This is a genomic window from Gordonia sesuvii (genome assembly GCF_036350415.1).
In the GTDB taxonomy this organism is placed as follows: Bacteria; Actinomycetota; Actinomycetes; order Mycobacteriales; family Mycobacteriaceae; genus Gordonia; species Gordonia sesuvii.
The window spans coordinates 1-1,725 of the sequence record NZ_JAZDUF010000017.1; the positions used below are offsets into that span (position 1 = coordinate 1).

The window sequence follows — 1,725 nt, forward strand, 5'->3', positions numbered from 1 at the left end:
GGCTAGGTGTGTGGGTGGGTAGGGGAGCGTCCTGCATCCGTGGAAGCCGCAGAGTGATCTAGTGGTGGAGGGTGTGGGAGTGAGAATGCAGGCATGAGTAGCGAAAGCAGAGTGAGAAACTCTGCCGCCGGATGACCAAGGGTTCCTGGGCCAGGCTAATCCGCCCAGGGTGAGTCGGGACCTAAGGCGAGGCCGACAGGCGTAGTCGATGGACAACGGGTTGATATTCCCGTACCCGTGTATCCGCGTCCATGCTGAATCAACTGTACTAACCATCCAAATGGCGATCGATCACCTTCGGGTGACGTGAGCCGGCTGCATGGGACCTTGGTTGGTAGTAGGCAAGTGATGGGGTGACGCAGGAAGGTAGTGGGGCCAGTCAGTGGTTGTACTGGTGTAAGCCTGTAGGGAGTGGCATAGGCAAATCCGTGCCACAGATATCCTGAGAGGTGATGCGTAGCCGTTGCGGTGAAATCCATGATCCTATGCTGCCGAGAAAAGCCTCTAGCGAGTTGGTACACGGCCCGTACCCCAAACCAACACAGGTGGTCAGGTAGAGAATACTAAGGCGATCGAGAGAACTGTGGTTAAGGAACTCGGCAAAATGCCCCCGTAACTTCGGGAGAAGGGGGACCCGTGCTGGTGAACACTTTTGCGGTGGGAGCTGGTGTGGGTCGCAGAGACCAGAGAGAAGCGACTGTTTACTAAAAACACAGGTCCGTGCGAAGTCGTAAGACGATGTATACGGACTGACGCCTGCCCGGTGCTGGAAGGTTAAGAGGACCGGTTAATCCTTTCGAGGGTGAAGCTGAGAATTTAAGCCCCAGTAAACGGCGGTGGTAACTATAACCATCCTAAGGTAGCGAAATTCCTTGTCGGGTAAGTTCCGACCTGCACGAATGGCGTAACGACTTCTCTGCTGTCTCAACCACAGACTCGGCGAAATTGCAGTACGAGTAAAGATGCTCGTTACGCGCGGCAGGACGAAAAGACCCCGGGACCTTCACTATAGCTTGGTATTGGTGTTCGGTTCGGTTTGTGTAGGATAGGTGGGAGACTGTGAAACTCGCACGCCAGTGTGGGTGGAGTCGTTGTTGAAATACCACTCTGATCGTATTGGACTTCTAACCTCGGACCCTGATCGGGTTCAGGGACAGTGCCTGGTGGGTAGTTTAACTGGGGCGGTTGCCTCCCAAAATGTAACGGAGGCGCCCAAAGGTTCCCTCAGCCTGGTTGGCAATCAGGTGTTGAGTGTAAGTGCACAAGGGAGCTTGACTGTGAGACGTACATGTCGAGCAGGGACGAAAGTCGGGACTAGTGATCCGGCACCAACGTGTGGAAGTGGTGTCGCTCAACGGATAAAAGGTACCCCGGGGATAACAGGCTGATCTTCCCCAAGAGTCCATATCGACGGGATGGTTTGGCACCTCGATGTCGGCTCGTCGCATCCTGGGGCTGGAGTAGGTCCCAAGGGTTGGGCTGTTCGCCCATTAAAGCGGCACGCGAGCTGGGTTTAGAACGTCGTGAGACAGTTCGGTCTCTATCCGCCGCGCGCGTCTAGAAACTTGAGGAAACCTGTCCCTAGTACGAGAGGACCGGGACGGACGAACCTCTGGTGTGCCAGTTGTACCGCCAGGTGCACTGCTGGTTAGCTACGTTCGGAAGGGATAACCGCTGAAAGCATCTAAGCGGGAAGCCTGTTCCAAGATGAGGTTTCTCACCACC

General features: G+C 55.4%; 1 rRNA gene. It reads left to right on the forward strand.

The annotated features are described in order from the left end of the window. A 23S ribosomal RNA gene (locus VZC37_RS24640) occupies positions 1 to 1,725 on the forward strand; the annotation flags it as partial.